The organism is Slackia heliotrinireducens DSM 20476, assembly GCF_000023885.1.
Taxonomy (GTDB): domain Bacteria; phylum Actinomycetota; class Coriobacteriia; order Coriobacteriales; family Eggerthellaceae; genus Slackia; species Slackia heliotrinireducens.
In genome coordinates, this window is the sequence record NC_013165.1 from 1 (window position 1) to 20,572 (window position 20,572).

Sequence of the window (20,572 nt, forward strand, 5' to 3'; positions counted from 1 at the left end):
TTTTTCACTTCATACAGTGTGGATAGATATGGAAACCGAAGATGGATATTACCGACCTCTACGCAACGTGGAACAGCGTCTGTAACCAAATAAAGACATACGGCGATGTGAATCCGCATCAGGTAGATGCGTATTTCAGCAGGCTGCACCCCCAAGCGATTTCCGAGGGGTTCCTCGTGCTGACTGCCGATACCGCATTCTTCAAGATGCAGGTGGAAAAACGTTATCTGACCCATATCATCCAGGCGTTGAAGGACACCACCGGCATCGACTTCATGGTGGAAATCGAAGTGGACGAAACTGAACCGGCTCCGCAGCCCGTCGTGGTGCAGCAACCAGTCTTCGAACCCCAACAGGATGTCGGCTTGTTCCCAGGACAGCCCATTTCCACCCAGCTGGTTACGGAAACCGAGCCCCAACCCTCGTGTCTGACGGGTGAGGGAAGCGAAGCCATGATGGAAGAGGAAATCGCGCGAAGCAAGGCCGCAACCTTGGCCTCGTCGCTGACTTTCGAAAGTTTCGTCACGGGCAACTCTAACATGTTGGCTTACTCGTTGGCGGTAGCTGTTGCCGAAGCCCCAGGTCAGCCCAATACAAATCCGCTGTTCATCTACGGTAAGTCTGGTCTGGGCAAAACGCATTTGCTGCGCGCTATTCAGAATTATGTGATGGAAACCAATCCCACTATGGACGTCGTGTACATCGACTCCTCGGAGTTTCTGGCCGAGTACACCTCGGCGGTTACCGCCCACGAGCGCGACAGGAAGAGCTTCCAGAACTTCCAGAACCGTTTTTTGGACGCGGACATGCTTCTGATCGACGACGTTCAGTTCTTCCAAGGTAAATCCGCCACGCTGGATATTGTGTTCCAGCTGTTCAACCACCTGGTTGATGCCGGCAAGCAGGTGGTGCTGTCCGCCGACCGCGCCCCGAAGATGATCGACATCGACGAGCGTTACAAGAGCCGCTTCAACCAAGGCGCCACGGTCAACGTCGATCCACCCGAACTGGAAGTGAAGCTGGGCATCATCAAAAACTTCATCAACGAGTATGAAGCCACTTCGGAAAGCGGCCCGCTTAACATCCCCGACGACATCCAAATCTACATCGCGGAAATTTCCAGCTCCAACGTACGCGAGCTGAAGAGCGCCGTAACCAAAGTCATCTTCCAGATCCGCTATTCGGATTCGGGCGAAATAACCTTGTCCGAGGTGAAAACCCTGCTCGAAGACCATTTCTCATCTGGCATCACAAAGCGTTTGAACATCGGCATGATTCAACACGAAGTGGAGCAGTACTACAAGGTGACCCATGCCGAACTGATAGGCGTTAAACGGTCTAGAAACATCGTTTTCGCACGTCAGGTGGCAATTTATCTCTGCCGCAATATGCTTGACATCCCTTACGCCGCCATCGGCAAGAAGTTCGGACAGCGCGACCATTCCACCATCATGCACTCCGTCAAGCTCATCGAGGACCGCATGAGGTCGAGCCGCGAGATGCAGGAAGAGATCGAAATCATCACCAAGATGATTAGGGAAAGCTAGCGGAAAAGCGGTGGCAGCATTGGGGATTGATAATCTTTTCAATAAAAGCTGTGGAAAGCGCCTTACTGTTTCCAATGGAGATTCCACCGGTGTTTTTCGGCATCCATCAGGTGCGGCAATGGTTTTCCACCGTATACACCGTGCTTATTACTACTACTATTCATATTAATTATTAGAAGGGGAAGGGATTAGCTTGAAGTTCAGCATCAACAAGTCGGAATTCCTCAATGCGCTTAATGTTGTAGCCAAGGGGGCCTCCAGTCGTTCCACGCTGCCGGTTCTGGCAGGCGTGAAGATTACCGCACGCTCGGCGTCGCTCGTTCTCGAAACCACGGACTTGGACCGTTCCATTCGCTGCGTCGTAGCCGCGTTGGTTGAAGACGAAGGCATGTGCGTCATTCCTCAGAAGCTGCTGTCCGACATCGTCAAGAACCTTCCCGATGCAGCCATCACTGTGGACGTGGACGATTCGGAAGCCACCGTCTCCTGCGACAAGACGTCCTTCACGCTGCACACCCTGATTCCCGATGACTTCCCCAGCTTCCCCGAGGTGAACATCGACAATCAGATTACCGTTCCGTTCAAGCAGTTCAGCAGCGCCGTCAAGAAGGTGGCCAAAGCCGCGTCCAAGGATCAGTCCCGCGCCGTGCTGACGGGCGTTCTGCTGCGCACCACGCCCGAAGGCATGTCCATCGTGGCTACCGATTCCTATCGTTTGGCTGTGTGCAACCTGAAATTCGACTCCGCCGGCGAGGAATTCGAAGCCCTTGTGACCAGTTCATTCGTACTCGAAGTGGCGTCGTTGCCTGAGGTGCAGGAGACCATCGACATCTGCCTGAGCGCCAATCAGGTCATGTTCCGCTTCGGCGACACCGTGATGGTGAACCGCCGCATTGAGGGCAAATATCCCGCTTACGAGAAGCTGATCGCGGGCTCCTATACCACCAAGACCTGTTACACCACCTCGGCGCTGATCACTGCCGTCAAGCGTGTGGGCCTGATGAGCTCCGCTGCGTCGCCGATCAAGTTCGACATCAACGAAGCTACCAAGAATACGGTGCTTTCCACCAACTCCCAGGAAATCGGCACCGCATCCGAGGTCGTTTCCTGCGAGGTCAACGGCGAAAACGTGGAAATAGCCCTGAACCATCAGTATATCATCGACGGTCTGTCCTCCATTTCCACGGACCACGTGTTCTTCGAGACGCAGGGCTCCATGAAACCCGGCGTGTTCAGGTCCGGCGAGGGGGAAGACTTCCTGTATCTGCTGATGCCTGTCCGCCTGGCTTAGTATGGACATCCGGATCGAGTCGTTCCAGCTGCGGGACTTTCGCAATTACGAGACGTTCCGTCTGGATGGCATTGGGCCGCTGACTATTTTCATCGGTCCGAACGGAATAGGGAAGACAAACGTGCTGGAGGCAATCCAGCTGCTGACGGCCACGCCGTCGTTTCGTCATGCTCACACCCAGGAGCTGATCAGGTGGGATGCGGAAAATTCTTTGCTGAAGGCCCATATGGTGTCGGATGTTCGCGACCTGGAAATAGGCCTTGCCATCGGTCCGACCGGGAAAACCTATAGCATCAACGGCAAGAAACATTCGGGACAGGACGTTCAGACCACGCTGCCTTCCGTCGTGTTCTCGCCTGACGACATGCTGCTCCTGAAAGGCTCGCAGTCCTATCGCCGCGACGAGCTGGATGCGGTGGGATGCCAGCTGTCCAAAAACCACCGCATCCTGAAGCGGGACTACCTTAAACTGATGAAACATAAGAACGCCCTGCTCAAGGACGGGGTGACGGGACCTTACATCGAAAGTGTCAACGATCTGATCGTGCCGACGGCCACGCAGCTTTATCTATATAGAGTTGCGTTGTTTAAAAACATCGCGGCCCGCATGGCGGAGGTATATGCAACCATTTCCGCAGGTGGCGAACGTCTTGAGATGCGCTACATCCCATCGTGGCATCCGATGGAAGTATCGAAGGATGTTATCGAGGACGTCCCATTCGACCTGGGTAAACAGGAGATTTCAACCCGTCTTGAAGAGGCGCTGCACCAGCGTGCCGTCGAAGAGTACGAACGGGGCAGAGGGCTTGTCGGCCCCCATGCGGATAAGATCATGTTCTATCTGAACGGGCGCAACGCGTCTTTGTACGGCTCGCAGGGCCAGCAGCGGTCTATTTCCCTGGCATGGAAGATTGCCGAAGTGGGTCTGATTGAAGAGATCCTCGGCCAGAAACCCGTTCTGCTGCTGGACGATGTGGCCAGCGAATTGGACGCCGCGCGCCGCGGGGCGTTGGTCGAGCTTCTGCATCGTGATATCCAAACCTTCATCACCACTACGGATATCGGCACATTCGAAAGCGAAGTGGTTGACGAAGCCAGCGTGGTGAATATGCTTGAACTCAGGAATAAATAAGGTTCAGGTGAGGAAATGGCAAGGTTGCAACCGTTCAGTCAAACCATGGGAACCACTATGCGCGACCTCATTGGGTCCAGCGAGGCCGCCCGCAAGGCTGCCCGCGCAGCCCAGGTGAAGGAGATGTGGCGCGGTTTGGTGGAGCCGGTGTTCCTGGAGCATACCAATGCCGTTTACATCATCCAGGAGGAAAACGAAAAAGTCCTGGTCGTATACGTGGATTCCAGTATCTTCGCCGCAGAACTCAATGCCCGCCGCGAGCTGATAAAGATGGAACTGGCGGGCAAATACCATGAAGTGGTGGATGAGTTCCGCATCATAATTTCCCGCGGTCCTTATAAGAACAACCATCCTTTTATAGAAGAGAAACCCGAGCTTCCCACCGCCGACGTGGAACCGATTCCCTTGGATGAAACTCAGATCAAAGCAATAGAAAAACAAGCTTCGGTTATAGAAAACGCAAGGCTCAGACAAGCTTTGATTAAGGCCATGATTTCCGATTTAGAACTCAAAAACGGAATCAGGAATCAAAACAACTAAAAATACGGCCTTAAATCGCGTCTGTAGGCTTTATGCCGCTATTTTCAGAGTCGTTATTAAACCTTATTTTATGATAGAATGTACCGACTACAGAGGCGGCTATATTTCCATACCTATCTCTTTAGCAAACCACAACACACGTAGAGTCAAAGGAGCAAGTTAGTGGCAGAGAAGCAATCGAGCCATTACGACGCCGGCGACATTCAAGTCCTCGAAGGGCTCGAAGCGGTACGTAAGCGTCCTGGCATGTACATCGGCTCAACCGGCACGCGCGGCCTGCACCACCTCGTTTACGAGGTTGTCGACAACGCCGTTGACGAGGCTTTGGCCGGATACTGCACGAAAATCGACGTCATCATTCACGAAGACAACTCCATTACGGTCATCGACAACGGCCGCGGCATCCCCGTGGAGAAGCATCCCAAAGAGAAGATTCCTACGGTCGAGGTTGTTTTGACCATCCTGCATGCCGGCGGCAAGTTCGGCGGCGAGGGCTATAAGGTTTCCGGCGGCCTGCACGGCGTCGGCGTCTCCTGCGTGAACGCCCTGTCCACGCGCTTGGAGGTCGAAGTCTGCCGCGACGGCAAGAAATACGGCATCGCCTTCTCCCGCGGCAAGACCGTCGAGAAGCTGCATCAGATCGGCACGTCGAAGACCACCGGCACCACGGTCACCTTCTGGCCCGACCCGGAAATCTTCACGGACACGCTGGTCTACGACTACGAAACCCTGCAGGAGCGCTTCCGCGAGATGGCATTCCTGAACAAAGGTCTGCGCATCGAGCTCACCGACGAGCGCCAGCAGGACGAAGAGGGCAACTTCAAGCATGAGACCTTCAAGTACGACGGCGGCATCGTCGACTTCGTCAAATATTTGAACCAGGGTAAGGAAACTCTCAACAAGCCCATCTACTTCGAGGCGGAAAACGCCGACGGTACGGTGGAAGTCGTCATGCAGTGGTCCACGAGCTACGGCACTAACGGCATTATGGCCTTCGCCAACAACATCAACACCCATGAGGGCGGCACCCATCTGGACGGTTTCAAGAACGCGCTGACCCGTACCATTAACGATTACGCGCGCTCGAAGGGCCTGCTCAAGGAGAAGGATAAGAACCTGACCGGCGACGACGCCCGTGAAGGCCTGGCCGCCATCATCTCCGTCAAGCTGCATGACCCCCAGTTCGAGGGCCAGACGAAGACCAAGCTAGGCAACGTAGAAATCCGCGGCCTGGTGCAGGGCGCCGTCACCAAGGGCTTGTCCGAATATCTGGAAGAGAACCCGACGCCCGCCAAGCGCATCGTCGGCAAGGCTTCCCAGGCCTTGAAGGCCCGCGAAGCAGCCCGCAAGGCCCGCGAAATGACCCGCCGCAAGGGTGTTCTCGACAGCTTCAGCATGCCTGGCAAGCTGGCCGACTGCTCCAGCCGCGAACCGGCCCTGTCCGAAATGTTCATCGTCGAGGGTGACTCGGCAGGCGGCTCCGCCAAGCAGGCTCGCGACCGCAAATACCAGGCAATCCTGCCCCTGCGCGGCAAGATCCTGAACGTGGAGCGCGCCGGTTTGCACCGCGCCCTGTCGAGCGACACCATTTCCAGCCTGATCACGGCCATCGGTACGAACATCGGCGACGATTACAACGGCGACAACGCCCGCTACCATCGCATCATCATCATGACCGATGCTGACGTCGACGGCGCGCATATCCGCTGCCTGCTGCTCACGTTCTTCTACCGTTACATGCCCGACCTGATCAACCGCGGCTACATCTACATCGCGCAGCCGCCGTTGTACGGCCTGAAAAAGAAGAACTCCGCATCCGGCAAGATCCTTAAATACATCTACAACGATGAGGCAAAAGACCAGATCATGGCCCAGCTCGAGGATCCGGACAAGTATGACATCCAGCGCTACAAGGGTCTGGGCGAGATGGACCCCGAGCAGCTGTGGGAAACCACCATGGAGCCCGAAACCCGCACCCTCATCCAGGTGAGCATCGAGGACGCCGCCGCTGCCGAGCGCGCAGTGTCCGACCTGATGGGCGACGATGTGGAACCCCGTAAGGAATTCATCCAGAAGAACGCGCTCGACGTTCGCTTCCTGGACATTTAACGAAGGAGCTATCACGTGTCTGATAAAGAGATTCTAGAGGCGGCGGATTCCGGCAACACCGGTGTTCAGACCGCCGAACTCGGCCGCGAGATGCGCACCTCGTTCCTCGAGTATTCGATGAGCGTTATCGTCTCCCGCGCGCTGCCTGACGTCCGCGACGGCTTGAAGCCTGTTCACCGCCGCATCCTGTACGCCATGTACGACTCCGGCATCACGCCGAACAAGCCTCATAGCAAGTCTGCCCGTACCGTCGGCGACGTCATTGGTAAGTACCACCCGCACGGCGACTCCGCGGTGTACGACGCCATGGTGCGTCTGGCGCAGGACTTCAACATGCGCGTTCCTCTGGTTGACGGCCACGGCAACTTCGGTTCCATCGACGGCGACTCCGCTGCAGCCATGCGTTACACTGAGGCCCGTCTGGCCAAGCCGGCCATGGAGCTTTTGGCCGACCTGGGTAAGGAAACCGTCGATTGGGTTCCCAACTACGACGAAAGCCTGCAGGAACCTTCCGTTCTTCCGGCCCGTTTCCCGAACCTGCTGGTCAACGGCTCGAACGGCATCGCCGTCGGCATGGCTACCAACATTCCGCCCCACAACCTGGGCGAAGCCATCGACGCTACGTGCTTGATGCTCGACAACCCCGACGTGACCACCGAAGAGCTCATGGAGGTCATGCCTGGCCCCGACTTCCCCACGGGCGGCGTGATCCGCGGTCGCGAGGGCATTATCAGCGCGTACGAAACCGGCCGCGGCAGCTTGACCATCCAGTCTTCCTACAAGATTAAAGAAGGCAAGAACGGCAAGACCAGCATCATCATTACCGAGATTCCGTATCAGGTGAACCGTTCCAACCTCATGCAGAAGATCGGCGAGCTGGTCCGCGACAAGAAGCTGCCCGAGATTTCAAACGTGCACGACGGCGCCGACCGCAACAGCCCGGTGGACATCATCATCGAGCTGAAGCAGAACGCCATTCCTCAGGTCGTGCTGAACAAGCTGTTCAAGCACACGCAGCTGCAGGTGGGCTGGGGCGTCATCATGATCGCCCTGGTGGACGGCGTGCCCCGCACCCTTTCCCTTCGCGAGATCCTGCACTACTACATCTTGCATCAGGAAGACGTTATCCGCAGGCGCACCCAGTTCGACTTGGAAAAAGCCGAGGCCCGCGCCCATATCGTCGAAGGCTTGCTGATCGCGCTCGACCACATCGACGAGGTCATTGCCATCATCCGCGGCAGCCGCACCGATAAAGAAGCATCCGACAAACTGTCCGAGCGCTTCGGGCTGTCGGAAGCCCAGTGCACCGCCATCCTGCAGATGCAGCTGCGCCGCCTGACTGGCTTGGAGCGCGAGAAGCTCCAGGAGGAATTGGCCGAGCTGAAAGAGAAGATCGCCTACTACAAGCGAATTCTGGCCGACGAGCATCTCATGCGTCAGGTCATTAAGGAAGAGCTGCAGGAGATCAAGGGCCGTTTCAACACGCCGCGCCGCACCCGCATCGCCGGTCCCGCGAAGGACATCGACGTCGAAGATCTGATCGCCGACGAGGAAATGGTCGTTACCATGACCAACGCCGGCTACATCAAGCGTCTGCCCGTGACCACCTACCGCCAGCAAAAACGCGGCGGCAAGGGCATGCAGGGCGTGAACCTGAAAGAGAACGACTTCGTCGAGCATCTCTTTATTGCGTCCACCCATAACTACATGCTGTTCTTCAGTTCGGCAGGCAAGGTGTACCGCAAGAAGGTGTTCGAAATCCCCGAGGCCGGCCGCCATGCACGCGGTACCGCCGTGGTGAATCTGCTCAAGCTGGACAAAGGGGAATCCATCGTGGCCGCCATCGCCACCAAGGAGTTCCCCGAGGACGAGTTCCTGATGTTCGGCACCAAGGAGGGTATGGTCAAAAAGACCGCCATGTCGCTGTATGACCGCACCCGTCAGGACGGCCTGATTGCCATCAATCTGCGCGAAGGCGACGAGTTGATTGCCGTCAAGCGCGTAAAGCCTGGTGAGAAGGTCGCCATGGTATCCAGCGCCGGCAAGGCCATCTCTTGGGATGAAAGCGAAGTCCGCGCCATGGGCCGTGACACTATGGGTGTCCGCGGCATGACCGTGCCCGACGGCGTGCATGTGCTCGGCCTGGAAATCGCCAGCCCCGGCAAGGAAATCTTCGTGATTACCGAACGCGGCTACGGCAAACGTACCCCCGTTGAGGAGTATCCGCTGCACCACCGCGGCGGCCAGGGCGTGTTCACCATCACGATGACCGCCAAGAAGGGCCAGCTTGCAGCCATGAAGGTCGTGACTTCCGAAGATGCGCTCATGATCATTTCCGAAGAGGGCGTCGTCATGCGGACGAGCGTTTCCGACATCAGCCAGCTGGGCCGCGCGACCCAGGGCGTGAAGGTGATGAATGTCGACGGCAAGGACCGTGTGTCCGCCGTGGCCATCGCGCCGGACGGCAAACGCAAGAAGCGTCCCAAGGACAGCGGAGACATGGAAGTCTCCGAAGCCGATCTGGAAGATTAACTAGGAAGGCAGCCAATGCGGCTGCCTTCTTTCTATCTGAGCCGGGGATGCGGCGATATAGGCTCTTGACCTGCCACAATGCATCCCCTTCATGTTTCCTGCATGTTTGGGCGTTTGATGCGTATTCCTGAAATACCAGTTCAAACGTTGGATTCAAGCTGCATTTGTTAGAAATTTGCAGCAACCGGAAATATTTTCAAAAAACGTTTGACACTTGGTGGGGGCATGGGTATTATGAATGAGCTGCTTTTGACGTGCGCCGTTACCTCAGCTGGATAGAGGGTCTGACTACGAATCAGAACGTCGAGGGTTCGAATCCCCCACGGCGCACCACTTTAACAGCCCAGACGCGTCAGCGTCTTTTTTTATGCCTTGAGATGGGCCAGCCGGATATGTTCCTGCTGGCCCTTTTTGTTTGCACGGGATCTTCCGAAGGCAGCCTTCACGGTTTGACGGCAAGAGTATGCGTCAGGGCGCTTCGGCAGTTCGAGCGCCGCGGTCCCCTTGCGCCGCATCCGATTCTGAAGTTTGCGGAACGACTCCATTCCGGGTTATAGGCCAAAACGTGTTGATGATTTCACGTATCATCCCAGTTCACATACCCTAAAATGAACCCGAAAGTTCATGGCCCCCAACTTTACAGTCGGCCAAAACGTGTTGATGGTTTAGAGGGTAAGCCCAGTTCAAACCGCGTAAAAACGCCCTGAAAGTTCCCTATGCTTCAATTCTGGGCATGAATAATGTCAAATGCCCCGTGTGCGGGGGCAAGATGGTACGGAACGGCAGGACTGCTGCGGGGACGCAGCGATGGCTTTGCAAGTCCTGCAGGGCGACCGCGACGCACAGGATCGACAACGACGCAAAGCTGCTCAAGACCTTCCTGGGCTGGCTGTTCTCATCCAGGACCCAGGACGAGACGAGGTGGAGCGCCCGCACGTTCAGGCGCAAGTGCGCGAAGCTCTGGGAAGTCTGGCCGATACCCCAGCAGACCGGCGAGGTGCACCGCGCGGTGTTCGTCGACGGCCTGCACATCGCGAAGGGCGTCCACGTCCTCATCGCCAGCACCGAGGAGCACGTCATCGGCTGGTACCTGGCGAGATCCGAGAACTCCAGGGCGTGGGCCGCGCTCATGTCGCCGATCCCGCCACCGGACGGCGTCGTGACCGACGGCGGCAGCGGGTTCGGGAAGGCCCGCAAGAAGGTATGGCCCGAAACCAGGGTGCAGCGATGCGTGTTCCACGCCTTCAGCCAGGTCAAGAAGCAGACCACGACGAGGCCGAAGCTGCAGGCCGGCGTCGAGCTCTACGGGCTTGCGAAGGAGCTGCTGCACGCCAAGACGCCCTCGGCGGCGACCGCGTGGCTGCAGGCGTCCAACGACTGGTGCGAGCGCTGGGAGGACTTCCTGGCGGAGAGGACCCCGAACGAGGAGACGGGCAAGCGGGATTGGACGCACGAGCGCCTCGTCACCGCCAGGAACGGCCTGAACGCGCTGATCAGGCGCGGCCGCCTCTTCACGTTCCTCGACCCGGAGTTGACTGCGGAGGGCCCCGTGCCGAGCACCAACAACAGGCACGAGGGAGGCGTCAACGCCCCTCTGCGCGACATGCTGAGGCTGCACCGCGGCATGAGCACCCTGCGCCGCGTCAAGGCGGTGTTCTGGTGGTGCTGCATGCACTCGGATAACCCCCTCCCGGCGGCGGAGATTCTGGCCGCGATGCCGACCGACGAGGACATTGCCGCCCTCTGCAGGAGGATTGTTTACGAGCCGCAGAAGCGGGACGGCCCGGTTGAGTGGGGCGACGGACTGGTGTGGGCCGAATTACACCACTCGACGCCTTGGCGCATCGATTGGGATTGATCATCCATCAACACGTTTTGGCCTATAACCATCCATTCCCGCCTTCCATATCCCGATTTTCTTATCTATATATAGTAGGGCTGAAAATCCTAGACACATATGTTTGATTTCACTGTGGGAGCAAGTGTCTTTTGCTGCGCATATGGTTTCATCTAGGTGCGAATGGGCCTGCGGTGAGCCATCAGCATTCCTTACTCTTTCCCAACAAGAGCGGAGTCTCGTCACCACGGCATATCACGCGAAAAGAACCCGATATGAGCCGTTCGGGCTTCCGCTTTATTCGACTGATTATTCGTTGTATAGATAAATCGACCACTAATCGTCAACAAACGTGAAAAAATTGTTTAGATGCCAATGGGTTAGTCGTATTTTCTAATATCTATAACCACCAGCAATAATGGATAATGCCAGTTCAGCTCAGTGAAATTAAATACATGGGTATGGTTTTATACCAACGCAATACATACAAAATACTTGATAAATAAAAAACTATCTGCGAATATATATAGACTACTATAGGTGTATAGGCTGAAATTACCATGCCTTAATTCAAGCACCTGTAGGAGACGACGGGAAGTCTGTGGGTGTAAGGGAGATAGCGGATGTCGCTGGGTAGGGACATGCTGAAGAAGGGGTACTGCCGGTTTGGCAGTAGCTCTCCTTCGCCATGCTCCGACCAAACCTCTTTCAGGTACGCATCCCGAAAGCTCAAATATCCGCCAGGCTTCGAACGGCCGCCCCTTCGGTGGAGTCCTGGATTGGAGGCGAATTCCTCCTAGGACGAAGCCATTAGGCACGACTGATGCTGCAAACACTACGGCAGCGCAAGGGTACTTCAGTTCGACGGCACAATTAGAAATCAAACGCAGCAGAGTCGTCGACACCTTGAGCTGAGCGTTGAGATAGTTGATAAGAAACGGAAATTAAGGAGGAAGCAATGGTAGGGTTGCTATCCAAATTAAAGCTGAAGAAGAAAGCAGCTGCGATCACAGCAATGATTGCGCTTGCGGTCGCCACTTTGGGCGTCACAGCTTTCACAGCTTTCGGTGCTGCGGGTACTACGCCTCCGCACACGAAGAATCTTACAGACAATCACGATGGCACGTACACCATCTCTCTTGATGTGGTGGGCGAATCGGAGAGGAAGCCGAACCCCGTCAATGTCATCGTGATTCTGGATAACTCGGGATCCATGGATACGAGGACTGGCGGATACGGATCTCAAACGCGTATGGCTGCCGCACAAAACGCGGTTAACAACCTCGCGAGGTCGCTCTACGCATACAATACAACAGAGTTCCCGGACCTGGTTCAAATGGCGCTCGTGGGCTTCTCCACGACTGGCAGTGTTGTCCAAGGTCCGACAAATAGCTACAACACGTTCTCCGGTGCTGTGAACAGATTGGACGCCGACGGCGGCACCAACTGGGAGGACGCCCTCCAGGACGCTGCGGGAATCAACTTCAACGACGACGATCCCACCTACGTGATCTTCGTCTCCGACGGCAACCCTACGTTCCGCAACACGCGCGGCAACTATAACCCCATGGATAATTATTACTACAATACATGGGGTGTCTATGGTAATGGTAGCGATTCGCAGACGGTAGCGGGCATTGCGGCGGCCACGACCATCGCGCGTTGCTACGAGCATGCTGTCGATGATGCAGAGTCACTCGCAACGAGCGTTGGCGCAGACCACTTCTACACTATCGGTGCCTACGGCAACGTTGACCGCATGCGGAGTCTGACCACAGATGCCGGCGCGCCTGCGGGCAACTACTTCTCCGCTGCGAACACGACCGATCTCCAGAATGCTCTGGCTGCGATTCTCGCCCAGATCGAGAAGGCGGGCATCGGCTCCGTCGAGATTGAGGACGGCACCACTAACCAGGTGGCCACCTCCTCAGGTGTTGCCGAGCTGCTCGAGGTCGACACCTCCTCCTTCCAGTACTACAAGGACGGCGTCGAGTGGGCGGATGCCCCTGAGGCAGAGTTCGTGAACGGCGCGGTCGAGTGGGACCTCTCCTCGGTTGGTGTCCTCGACGACGGCGTGAAGTACACCGTCACCTTCGACTGCTATCCCAGCCAGTACACTTATGACACTATCGCCAGGCTGAAGAATGGCGACCTTCAATACTCCAAACTTGACCCTGAGGTCCAGAAATACATTGTTGATAACGGAAACGGCACTTATTCGCTTCGCACCAATACCACCGCGACGCTTGATTGGGACGACACTCGTACCGACGATGACGAAAAGGCGGTTACTTACGATAATCCCGATCCCGTTCGCACCGACTCCTCCACTCTGCCGGTGAACAAAGAGTGGGAGGGTGGCACCCCCGATGTTGATGAGCTCGACATCACCGTCATGATGGACGGGACCACGGAGTTCCACACCGCCACGATTTCCGACGACAACGGTTGGGCCACGAGCTCCTTCATCTCTCCCGGCATCATCAAGAACGGCAAGGTGCTGAGTGGCGCCGAGGGCCATGACTTCAATTTTGCCGAGCTTGGCGACGAGCAGTATCACTGGGAGCTCGATTCTCCGACCGTGCACCCGATGCTTATCAATGGCACGCTGACCATGCTCGTAAAGGTTGACGGTACACACCCCGCTCCTTCCGGTGCAACAACTTACGAGTTCAATAACGCCACCTACTACGTGGACAATGCAGCTGCCGGCCTGACGGCCACCAACCACCGTCGTTCCAACCTGAACCTGACTAAGGTTGTTACCGGCGAGGACGCCCCTGCAGACGCCACGTTCCCGTTCACGCTGACGGTCAACAACTCCAAGGCTCCCGCGACCGAGCCCACGGACGACCCCGACCACAACTCCGACTACTGGGTTTGGTTCTCGATCTACGACACCAAGGCTGGCGCCACCGTTACGGACGCCACTGTCTCCGGCTCGGGCGTTGTTGGTCCTAGTGCCAACGGCTACTACTATGCCCCCAGCGGCACTGCTATCTCCGTCCAGATGAAGGCCAATTGGAACCTCCGCTTCACCAACCTGCCTTCCGGCACCACGTACACCTTCGCGGAGGGCACTCTTGCCGACGGCTTCGCCTTCAACAAGGCCGAACTGACCCAAGGGACTGATACCACCTTCTCGGCAGGCCAGACCTCCACGGGCACCATCCAGAACACCAAGACGAGCTATACCGTCACCTACACCAACGACTACGCCCTCACCAACCTCGAGATCACCAAGGTTTGGGCCGACAACCATGACCAGGACGGCAAGCGCCTGAGCGCCGATGAACTCAAGGCCAAGCTGAAGCTTTCGCCCTCAGTTGAAGGCGCCGAGCCGACCGTTGTCGATAACGATGATGACACCTACACCATCACCTACACTGGCCTGCCGCGCTTCAACAATGGTGAAGAGGTCGAGTACACAGTGACCGAATCTGCCATCGATGGTTACACCACCACTGGCAGCCCTGCGAAGGACCACGGCACCATTACCAACACCCATACGCCTGAGACCACTGAGGTCACTGTCGTGAAGGTCTGGGACGACTCCGATGATATCGGCAAGATCCGTCCGGGCTCCATCAACGCTCAGCTGACCGCCGACGGCACCGCCTCCGGCGACCCCGTTGCGCTGAACGCTGACAACGAGTGGACCTACACTTGGGAGAACCTGCCCAAGTACAAGGACGGCAAGGCAATTGAGTACTCTGCCGACGAGACTGCAGTGCCCGCTGGCTACAAGAAGACTGGCCCCGTGAAGACCGAGACCGACACCGGTGTCACCTTCACCGTGACCAACACCTACAATCCGAAGCCCGTCTCTGTTGACCCGCCTGTCCAGAAGGTCATCACCGGCAAAGACGACCTCTACAACAAGGGTGACTTCACCTTCAAGATTGAGGCTGTGACCGAGGGTGCCCCGATGCCCGAGAACACGAGCATCACCAACAGCGCTGATTACGAGTTTGAGGGCAAGACTGGCTTCTACGAGTTTGGCGAGATTACCTTCACCAAGCCTGGCACCTACACCTATAAGGTGACCGAGTCCGGCGACGTCGACGGCGTTACCAACGACCCGGCTGCCGAGACCGGCAAGGAGCTCACCTTCACCGTGACCGACGACGGCACGGGCAAGCTGGTCGTGGACCCGACCACCGACCAGGTGCAGCTCTCCTTCACCAACGTCTACGATGCCGACGGCGAGGCGAGCATCGTCGTGAGCAAGGAGATTGCTGGCGCTGCCTGGCCTGCTGGCAAGACCCTGACGCTCACCATCGCTGGTGCCAATGGCGCTCCGATGCCCGATAACACCACCGCCACTCTTGATGCTGCTGGCAGTGTGACCTTCGGCCCCATCAAGTATGGTCTGTCTGACAAGGACAAGGAATACACCTACACCATCACCGAGGACAGCTTTGGTGCCGGCTGGTCTGGCGCGCCCGCTTCCGTCAAGGCTACCGTCAAGGTTTCCGATAACGGAGACGGCACCCTGAAGGCCGACGTTACCTACGACCCGACCGATGCTAAGTTCACCAACACCTATAAGGCAACTGGCAACGCTACCCTTGAGGTCGAGAAGAAGCTCGAGGGTGCTGCATGGCCCGAGGGCAAGACCCTGACTATGACGCTCGCCGGCCAGGATGGCGCTCCGATGCCCGCCGAGGGTGGCGAGACCGTTAAGCTGACCGCGGCAGGCAAGGCGACCTTCGGTGACATCACCTACACCGAGGCCGACATCAACAAGACCTACACCTACACCATTTCCGAGGATGGCTTCGGCAACGGTTGGACCGGCTCCGGCGACGTGACCGCCACAGTGAAGGTCACCGACAACGGCGACGGCACGCTGAAGACCGAGGTCACCTACAGCCCTGAAAATGACACCATCACCAACACCTACAAGGCAGCTGGTGAGATCGAGCTCTTCGCTGGCAAGAAGCTTGAAGTTGAAAGCGGAAACAATGCTCCCGACGTGACCGGCAAGTACACCCTGACTCTCGAAGCCCAGGATGGCGCCCCGATGCCTGAGGGTGCCACCGACGGCAAGGTCGAGATCAAGAACGCTGACGGCGACGGCACCATGACCACCTTTGGCAAGATTGCCTTCACCGAGGCCGACGCCGGCAAGACCTATACCTACAAGGTCACCGAGACCGGCACCGTTGACGGCGTCGTGAACGGTACCGCCGAGTACACCGTGACCGTCGAGGTTACTGACAACGGCAACGGCACCCTGACCGCAACCGCTACCCCGGATGCTGAGACGCTCTTCACTAATACATATGAGGTTGAGCCCACCACGGCCAGCTTCCCTGTGAAGAAGGTTGTTAGCGTGCCCGAAGGACAGACTGGTCCTGCCGAGTGGAGCTACGACATTGCAGTTGCCGCCAATGACGGCGCACCTGAGGTCGAGACCATGACCGGCACGGTCGATCAGGACAGCGACACCGCAAACTTCGGTCCGTTTACGTTCGATGCTCCTGGCACTTACACCTACACCGTTACCGAGACCGGTACCGTGGCTGGCATCACCAACGATGCCGACGCAACGACTGGCAAGATTGTCACCATCACCGTTGTTGACAACGGCGACGGCACCATGACTGCAACGGCTGACTCCACCGAGGAGAACCCCGTCACCTTCACCAACACCTACAGCGTGGAGCCTACGACCGCTGAGTTCCCGGTGAAGAAGATCATGTCCGTGCCCGAGGGCGTCGACGGTCCTTCTAAGTGGTCTTACACCATCGGTGTTGCTGCCGGCGAGGGTGCACCCGAGGCCGAGGCCATGACCGGCACGGTCGACCAGGACAACGACACTGCCACCTTCGGTCCGTTTGAGTTCACTGCTCCTGGCGAGTACACCTACACCGTGACCGAGACCGGCACCGTTGCAGGCGTCACCAACGACACCGCCGCATCTACCGGCAAGACCGTTACCGTGACCGTGGTTGACAACGGCGACGGCACCATGACTGCAACGGCTGACTCCACCGAGGAGAACCCCGTCTCCTTCACCAACACCTACAATGTCGACCCTGCAACGGTTGTAATCCCGGCAACGAAGGTTCTTGAGATTCCTGAAGGCTTGGATGGCCCGGAGAACGCTTCCTGGACGGTCAGCATTGCTGCCGCCTCCGACGGCGCCCCGATGCCTGAAACCACTGAGTACACCGTGGCCCCTGGCCAGACCGTGAGCTTCGGAGATATCTCCTTCGCAAAGCCTGGCGACTACCAGTACACAGTTACCGAGTCCGGTACCGTCCCTGGTGTTACCAACGGGCAGGAAAACTACACTGTCAAGGTTTCCGTTGTCGACAACGGCGATGGCACCCTGACTGCTACGGCTGACTACAACGAGGAGAACCCGGTCACCTTTACCAACAAGTACAACGCCGAACCGACCAAGGCTGCTCTCGAGGTGATGAAGGACCTCACCGGCACCCCGCTGACTGCTGGCGCCTTCGAGTTCGAACTCACCTTCGGTGACGAAGTGATCCAGACCAAGACCAATGATGCAAACGGCATCGTCAATTTCGACGAGATCACTTACGAAAAGCCCGGCACCTACACCTACACCATCTCCGAGAAGAACGGTGGCAAGGGTGGCTACAGCTACGATACCAACACCGTTACCGCTACCGTTACGGTGACCGACAATCGTGAGGGTGGCCTCGTGGCCGACGTTACGTACAGCGGCGACACCACGTTCAAGAATACCTATGAGGCTTCCGGCGATGTGGATCTGAGCGCTGCCAAGAAGCTCACCGGTCGTACGCTTGAGGCTGACCAGTTCTCCTTCGAGCTGCTGGATGCTGACGGCAACGTGATCGAGACCGTGACGAACAATGCTTCCGGTGCGGTTCAGTTCAGCACTTTGAACTACGACCAGACCATCTTCGATGATCAGGCAACCGATGAGGCTGCTGCCGATGATCAGGCAACCGGCGATGACGCCGTGACTGGCCTTGAGGATGTCGCAGCAACCGACGAGACTGCTACCGACGAAGCTGCCGCAACCGACGAGGGTGCCGCTGAAGAGACCGACGCTGAGGCTGCCGCAACCGACGAGGCTGCCGAAGGCGAAGCTGTCGAAGGCGAGGCTGTCGAAGGCGAGGCTGCTGCTGAGGAGACCGACGCTAAGGCTGCCGATGCTGCCGAGGCCGAGGTTGTCGAAACCGCAGCCGAAGCCGAAGCCGAACCGCGCACCAAGACCTTCAACTACACCATCCGTGAGGTTGCAGGCGATGCTGCAGGCTACATCTACGACACGCACGAAATCGGCGTGACCGTGACCGTGACCGACAACGACGACGGCACCCTGACCGCAGTTCCCGAATACAGCGGTGAGACCACCTTCGTCAACACCTATGAGGCATCTGGTGAGGCGCAGTTCAACGGCACCAAGACCGTCGAAGGCACCGAGCTTGCCGAAGGCCAGTTCACCTTCCAGCTGAAGGATGAAAAGGGCGCAGTGCTGAGCGAAGCCACCAACGATGCTGACGGCAACTTCAGCTTCGACGTGATCAACTACGCTCAGAACGCCGAGCAGACCGATGCCGACACGGGTACCTTCAAGTACACGATCGTCGAGGTCAACGACGGCCAGACTGGTTACACCTACGACAGCCATGTCTGCGATGTGACCGTGACCGTGACCGACAACGGCGACGGCACCCTGGGCCACCGAGGTCGAGTACTCCGACGGCGAAGCCGCTGCGTTCGTGAATCCGTACCAGCCGCTGGCTACCAGCATCAACCTGTACGGCACCAAGGTGCTCGAGGGCCGCGACCTTAAGGCCGGCGAGTTCTCCTTCACCCTGACGGACGACAAGGGCAACGTGCGCAAGACCGTGACCAACGCCGCTGACGGAAGCATCGACTTCGGCATGCTGCTCTTCGAGCACGAAGGCACCTACACCTACACCGTGGCTGAGGTCAAGGGCGACGACTCCACGATCACCTACGACGAATCTGTCAAGACCTTTACGGTCGAGGTTGTGGACGAGGGCGGCCAGCTGGTCGCAACCGCGAGCTGCGAGGACGGCGAGAAGGCAGTGTTCACCAACAAGTACACTGCTCCTGAGCCCGATCCGACTCCGGATCCGAAGCCCAAACCCGAGCCTGAGAAGCCTGTGATTCCGAAGACCGGCGACGACACCCCGATCACCGGCCTGGGCATCCTGGCTGTGGCAGCCGTCGCTGTGATTGGCGTGGCAGCCCGCCGCAAGAGCCAGCTGTAACACGCTGAGCGCATAGCGCACCTAAGAGGCGGTCCTTTGGGGCCGCCTCTTCTTTCCAGGTCGACGTGCGGCGGCATGGGACATCCGGCGGGACGACGGGCGGCGGGACAACGGGGACGGAGGGTATTGTCCCTTCGTTGACGTGTGTCAACGAAGGGACAATACCCTCCGTCCCCGTTGTCCCGCCCTCCGTCCCCGTTGTCCCGTCCCCGTTGTCCGCCCCCTTAAAGAGTGGAATGTGTGCAGCCCCTCGCGACGAAGCACCAGGTGGCGTATCATTTTGCTCCGCAAGAGAGGAGTCCGCATGCCAGGTTTGGGAACTATCATCAACGTCGTCGCCATTGTCGTGGGCGGCGTTTTGGGTACGTTGCTTTCCGACCGCTTCTCCAACGCCATGCAAGAGGCCCTTATGAAAGCCAGCGCGGTATGCGTGCTGTTCATTGGTCTTGCCGGCGCCTTGTCAGGCATGATTTCCATTCAGGACGGCGTGCTTGTGTCCGGGCGTTCCCTTCTCATTATCCTGAGTCTGATCCTCGGTACGATCATCGGTACCATTATCGACATCGACGGGGCCATCACGCGATTCGGCGACTGGCTCAAGCTGAAGACCGGCAACGCCAAAGAAGCCACCTTTACCGAGGCTTTCGTCACTGCATCCATAACCGTGTGCGTCGGTGCCATGGCGGTCGTCGGTGCCGTTGAGGATGCCTTGACCAGCGACATTTCCATCCTCGAGACCAAAGCCATTCTCGACTTCATCATCGTTATGGCCATGACCTGCTCCCTCGGCAAAGGCTGCGCGTTTTCCGCCATCCCTGTAGGCATCTTCCAAGGCTCCGTCACGGTGCTGGCGGTGCTGATCAAACCCCTGATGACCGCTGCAGCCATCGCCAATCTTTCCATGGTTGGTTCCATTCTCATCTTCTGTGTGGGCATCAATCTGATGTGGCCGCGTTCAGTCAATGTGGCGAACATGCTGCCCGCGGTTATCATCGCGCCCGCCCTTGCATTTCTTCCCGTAGTGCTGTAACAGTCTTCGACCTGCGGATTTATCCAGCCCGCGGATCCATGTCGATTATTCCGATTGGAGACCCCATGCAAGACATCACCCCAGGTCTATATCGTCATTTCAAAGGCAACATGTACGAGGTCATCGGTGTTGCGCGTCATTCCGAAACCGAGGAGCCTCTGGTGGTGTATCGTGCGCTTTATGGCGACCACGGTTTGTGGGCGCGGCCCTACGATATGTTCGCCAGCGAAGTCGATCACGACAAGTATCCCGAGGTCACCCAGCGGTACCGCTTCGAACGTGTAGACGAGGCATCGCGTTCGTAA

Annotated in this window: 11 protein-coding genes and 1 tRNA gene; all 12 read left to right on the forward strand. The window is 57.6% G+C overall.

The features are described 5' to 3' along the window. The first annotated feature begins 41 nt into the window (after positions 1-41). The gene (gene dnaA, locus SHEL_RS00010; protein WP_012797189.1) at positions 42-1,547 is read left to right on the forward strand and encodes a chromosomal replication initiator protein DnaA; all 1,506 of its coding nucleotides are present in this window, start codon (positions 42-44) and stop codon (positions 1,545-1,547) included. A gap of 193 nt (positions 1,548-1,740) precedes the next feature. Continuing rightward, positions 1,741-2,838, forward strand: a complete 1,098-nt coding sequence (gene dnaN / locus SHEL_RS00015) for a DNA polymerase III subunit beta (protein ID WP_012797190.1) — start codon at positions 1,741-1,743, stop codon at positions 2,836-2,838. A 1-nt stretch (position 2,839) separates the two neighbouring features. After that, entirely contained in the window at positions 2,840-3,970 is a 1,131-nt protein-coding gene (gene recF, locus SHEL_RS00020) for a DNA replication/repair protein RecF (RefSeq protein WP_012797191.1), read from the forward strand. Positions 3,971-3,985: 15 nt separating this feature from the next. Further along, entirely contained in the window at positions 3,986-4,510 is a 525-nt protein-coding gene (locus SHEL_RS00025; RefSeq protein ID WP_012797192.1) for a DciA family protein, read from the forward strand. Between the two features lie 162 nt (positions 4,511-4,672). Continuing rightward, positions 4,673-6,619 carry a DNA topoisomerase (ATP-hydrolyzing) subunit B gene (gene gyrB / locus SHEL_RS00030; RefSeq protein WP_012797193.1) on the forward strand — a complete coding sequence of 649 codons (1,947 nt, stop codon included), beginning with the start codon at positions 4,673-4,675 and terminating at the stop codon, positions 6,617-6,619. Between the two features lie 15 nt (positions 6,620-6,634). Further along, the gene (gene gyrA, locus SHEL_RS00035) at positions 6,635-9,151 is read left to right on the forward strand and encodes a DNA gyrase subunit A (RefSeq protein ID WP_012797194.1); all 2,517 of its coding nucleotides are present in this window, start codon (positions 6,635-6,637) and stop codon (positions 9,149-9,151) included. 256 nt (positions 9,152-9,407) lie between these two features. Further along, a tRNA-Arg gene (locus SHEL_RS00040) sits at positions 9,408-9,484 on the forward strand. 400 nt (positions 9,485-9,884) lie between these two features. Continuing rightward, positions 9,885-11,009, forward strand: a complete 1,125-nt coding sequence (locus SHEL_RS00045) for an IS256-like element ISSlgl1 family transposase (protein ID WP_041422422.1) — start codon at positions 9,885-9,887, stop codon at positions 11,007-11,009. Between the two features lie 937 nt (positions 11,010-11,946). Further along, on the forward strand, positions 11,947-18,792 hold the full coding sequence (locus SHEL_RS00050) for a Spy0128 family protein (protein WP_012797196.1): 6,846 nt from the start codon (positions 11,947-11,949) through the stop codon (positions 18,790-18,792). Continuing rightward, positions 18,719-19,237: a Spy0128 family protein gene (locus SHEL_RS00055; RefSeq protein ID WP_012797197.1), complete on the forward strand. Its 519-nt coding sequence runs from the start codon at positions 18,719-18,721 to the stop codon at positions 19,235-19,237. The genes SHEL_RS00050 and SHEL_RS00055 overlap by 74 nt, the downstream gene beginning before the upstream one ends. Positions 19,238-19,541: 304 nt before the next feature. Continuing rightward, entirely contained in the window at positions 19,542-20,267 is a 726-nt protein-coding gene (locus SHEL_RS00060) for a DUF554 domain-containing protein (RefSeq protein WP_012797198.1), read from the forward strand. 65 nt (positions 20,268-20,332) lie between these two features. Then, positions 20,333-20,572: a DUF1653 domain-containing protein gene (locus tag SHEL_RS00065; RefSeq protein ID WP_012797199.1), complete on the forward strand. Its 240-nt coding sequence runs from the start codon at positions 20,333-20,335 to the stop codon at positions 20,570-20,572.

What these genes read in the sequence shown, in the direction of transcription:
- dnaA (WP_012797189.1), top strand. Translation starts at nt 42, where the DNA reads ATGGATATTACCGACCTCTACGCAACGTGGAACAGCGTCTGTAACCAA.
- recF (WP_012797191.1), top strand. Translation starts at nt 2,840, where the DNA reads ATGGACATCCGGATCGAGTCGTTCCAGCTGCGGGACTTTCGCAATTAC.
- SHEL_RS00025 (WP_012797192.1), top strand. Translation starts at nt 3,986, where the DNA reads ATGGCAAGGTTGCAACCGTTCAGTCAAACCATGGGAACCACTATGCGC.
- SHEL_RS00045 (WP_041422422.1), top strand. Translation starts at nt 9,885, where the DNA reads ATGAATAATGTCAAATGCCCCGTGTGCGGGGGCAAGATGGTACGGAAC.
- SHEL_RS00050 (WP_012797196.1), top strand. Translation starts at nt 11,947, where the DNA reads ATGGTAGGGTTGCTATCCAAATTAAAGCTGAAGAAGAAAGCAGCTGCG.
- SHEL_RS00060 (WP_012797198.1), top strand. Translation starts at nt 19,542, where the DNA reads ATGCCAGGTTTGGGAACTATCATCAACGTCGTCGCCATTGTCGTGGGC.
- SHEL_RS00065 (WP_012797199.1), top strand. Translation starts at nt 20,333, where the DNA reads ATGCAAGACATCACCCCAGGTCTATATCGTCATTTCAAAGGCAACATG.